At 69.7% G+C, this 3,582-nt stretch carries 2 protein-coding genes; both read right to left on the bottom strand.

Annotation, left to right across the window (positions count from 1 at the left end; translation table 11 throughout):
• Nucleotides 1-57 precede the first annotated feature (57 nt).
• Complete coding sequence (locus ACLD7X_RS16115) at nt 58-1,113, bottom strand: ADP-ribosylglycohydrolase family protein (protein ID WP_411424696.1); 1,056 nt, start codon at nt 1,111-1,113, stop codon at nt 58-60.
• On the bottom strand, nt 1,106-3,582 hold a 2,477-nt coding region (locus tag ACLD7X_RS16110), incomplete at its 5' end, for a coiled-coil domain-containing protein (RefSeq protein ID WP_411424695.1). The genes ACLD7X_RS16110 and ACLD7X_RS16115, both read right to left, overlap by 8 nt.

Genomic DNA, 3,582 nt, shown 5'->3' with positions numbered 1-3,582 from the left:
CCCTCGGCCAAGCGGCCTGCCCCGGGGCGCGGGCGAGGCCGGCGCCGCGCGGGGGGGTCAGCCGGGATAGGACACCGCCCCTTCGCGCGCCAGATCGGCGGCCATCGTCTCCAGCCGGTCGGCCCAGGCGACGCCCGCGCGCCAGTCGGGCGGGATCGCCGCCGCCCCGTACAGCGCCCCGGCCAGTTGCCCCGCGACCGCGGCCACCCCGGCCGCATCGCCGCCCAGGTTCGCCGCCGTCAGCACCGCATCGGCAAAGCTGTCGGTGGTGCCCACCGCCCAGAGCGCGGCATCCAGCGTATCCACCACATAGGCGCCGGACCGCACCTGATCGCGCGTCTTGCCGCGCCATTCGCCGCCGTTGATGGCCAGCGTGTTGGGCGTCAGCTGCATCACGCGCGGGCGCAGCGCCTGATCCCGGCCCGCACCACGCAGCGCATCGACCAGCTGCGCCGTGAACAGCTCGCAGGCGTCCAGCACCTCGATCGTGGCGTGCGTGGCGCGCGACTGCTTGGTGGCCAGAAACCGCGCCGCCTCGGGGCTGCGGGCCGCGAAGATCGCCACCGGCGCCAGCCGGATCAGCGACCCGTTGCCCGCCCCCGTCGCCTCGGCGGTGCCTGCCGCGGCCTCGTCATCGTCCAGAAAGCTGTCGATGGCGACCCGCGTGGTGGCGCCCACGGCCAGGCTGCGGCCCTGCACGGTCTGCGCGCCCGTCGTGATCCAGGCCGCCAGCCGCGTCATGAAGTCATGCTGCTCGACCGTCTGGCAGTCCAGCAGCGACTGCCCCAGGCACAGCGCCATCGCGGTGCCATCGGTCCACTCCCCGGCCGCCAGGTCCAGCGGCCCGCCCCCCGCAAGGCCCGTGACCGGGTCAAAGCCGTCGCGCGGCAGGTATTCGACCGACGACCCCATCGCCTCGCCGATGGCCAGCCCCAGCAGGCAGCCCCGCGCGCGGTCCAGAAAGTCGGCCTCGGTCTGGTCGGGCAGGGCAGGGTCCGCCCCCTGAGGCCCGGCAAAGATCGGCAGCAGGTGCCGGTTGCGGTCGAACTTGCCTTCCAGAGCGGCCGGAGCCGATGTGTCATGGCGCAGAAAGGCGTCGTCGCTGTCAGCCATTGGACACTTCCTTCAGGCGGGTGGTGATGGTGACATCGCCCTTGTAGGGGGCAAAGCGGATCGGGACGGGCGCATCGGGCGGGTCCTTGCGCTCGGTCACCACAAAGTTGGAATCCGCCGGGAACAGCACCTCGCCCCGGCCGGCGGCGGGGTTGAAATCATAGCCAGGTTGCTGCCTGCCCCCTTCACCGCTGTGGGCCGACAGGGCGGCAACATCGCGACCCTTCTTGCCATAGATCACGTGAATGAAGGCGGGCGAGTTGTGGGACAGGTCGGCCACGCCGCGGGCGCCTGTGCTCCACAGCACGCCGCATTCGAACTGGCGGCCCTGGACATAGCGCTTGTCCACCACATCCTGCGACCAGGCGGTTTCGGCGCGGTAGGTGGGCCAGGCGGCATCGGGGTATTCGGGCAGCTTCTCCAGCGCGGTGTCGGTGGTCTCGTTCAGGAATTTCAATCGCGGATCGGTCTTCACCCCGCGGCGGTTGAGGTTCATGTCGGTATAGTCGTCGCCCGTGTAGCGCTGCACCGCCAGCGCCTCGACCGGCGAGACGCCCTTGTGATTGGCGCCAAAGGCCACAAGCGTGGAATACATCTGGCACAGCCCGTCGGCCAACTTTTCGCCGCCCTCGAAATCCAGCATCTGCTTGCCCGTGTCGTCGTCCAGCGCCGCGTCCAGGGCCTTGATCGCCTTGTCCAGCGCCTGCATCACTTCGCTGGGCTTGAGGTCGACCAGGGCAAGCTGGCCCTCGTTCTTCTTGCCCACGGCTATCGACGCCGGAATCCCCTCGGCCGTTTCGCCCAGACGCAGCTGGTCCAGCCGGACCTGCAGCTTGTCCAGCGCGACCTGCGCGGCCTGCTGGAGCTTGGGGGACGTCATCGTGTTGATGCGGCCCTGGGCATCGGCCACATGCTGGTCTGCGCGGGCAAAGGTCTGGGGCGGGATGGGCGTCTTGATCTGATGCTTGGCCACATCGGCGGACAGGGTCCTCAGGCCCTTGGTCCGCTCGGCCAGTTCCTCGATGGTGGCAAAGGTCACAAGGGCGGCGTGGCGCTTCAGGAACATGTCGCGCAGCGCGTCCTGTGCGCTTTGCGGCATAGCGCCCGCGATCCGCGTCACCTGGTCGTCAATCTGCTGGCGCACGTCGGCCAACAGTTGCCGATGGTCGTCGATGGCCTGGGCTATGCCTGCGGCGTCGATGGCCAGCACGCGCTTCTGCAGGTCGGCCAGCGCCTTGGTCTTGCGTTCCACCTGCGCGGGCAGGGCGATCTGGGCCAGCGGCAGAAACTCGGCCTCGATCTGCGCAAGACTGCCCTCCAGGATGGCGCGGACGCCCGCATCGGGCAGGGCGGCCAGTTCCCGGGTCTTGGCGGCGATATGCGACAGAAGCGTTGCCGCCCCGTCCTGATAGGCCGCCGCGTGGCGGCGGTAGAGGTCGATGTCAAAACCCTGCATGCCCGAAAGCACGGCCCTCAGCCCCGAAGTCTGTTCGCGCAGCTTGCGGATATCCGTCGCATCGGCCAGCGGCTGGCGCTTGGCGCTCTGGGCCGACAGGCTGCCCAGCAGCGCGGTGCGGATCAGCGAGGCGGGCAGCTGACCCGCCGCGCGGACCTTGTCGGCATGCGCCGCATCCAGTTCGCGCAGAAGATCAAGATAGTCCTGTATTTCCTTGATCTGGCCGGGAGTTCCGGAACTGGCGTCACGATAGACGTCATCGGTCTTCCGCAGCATCACCAGCGCATGATCCAGCGCCTGGGGGCTGGTGATCTGGGCCAGCGGCGTGATCGCGGCGCGGCAGCCATCGTTCTGGGCCTGCAGGATCGCGGTCACCGGCGCGGGCGGCAATACGGCCAGATCGGCCTGATCCTTCTGCACCACCTGCCGCAGGTCGGCTTCCAGCTGCTGATAGGCGTCGACCAGCGCCTGCAGCGCCGCCGGATCGATGCCGTCCAGCTCGGCGCGCAGGTCCTCCATCTCCTGGACCTTGAAGGCCAGGTCGAACAGGTCGGCCGCCGGGGCATCCAGCGCGATGCGGCGGGCGTCGATGGCGGTCAGCCGCGCGGCCATCAGCGCGCCCAGTGGCGACGGCTGCAGCCCGGCCACCGGGCCCTGCGCATCGGCCAGCGCATCGCGCAGCCCGGTCCTGACCGTGTCGTATCTCGCGCCCAACGCGATCAGGCGCGCCATGTCGTCATCGGCCGCCTCCTTGGCCAGCTTTTCCAGCGTGGCGATGGTGACGGCCAGCCGGTCGGTCGTGTCGCCAAAGACAAGCCGGTCGCGCACCTCGTCAAGCCGCGCGTTCAGGCGGTTGCGGATGTCGTCCAGCGGCACCCGCCGCACCTCGGTGCGGGGTTTTTCGATCGTCGTGCGGATGGTCTCGATCAGGTCCTGCTGACGACGGGCGCTGTCCAGCCAGCCGGGCAGGGCGCCGGCGGCCTGCTTGGCTGACGCCTTCGTCTGCCGGATCA

The sequence above is a fragment of the Aphanothece microscopica RSMan92 genome, assembly GCF_046613545.2.
Lineage (GTDB): Bacteria > Cyanobacteriota > Cyanobacteriia > PCC-6307 > Cyanobiaceae > NIES-981.
The sequence above is the reverse complement of the archived record's forward strand: the minus strand, read 5'-3'. Positions and strand labels throughout refer to the sequence as shown.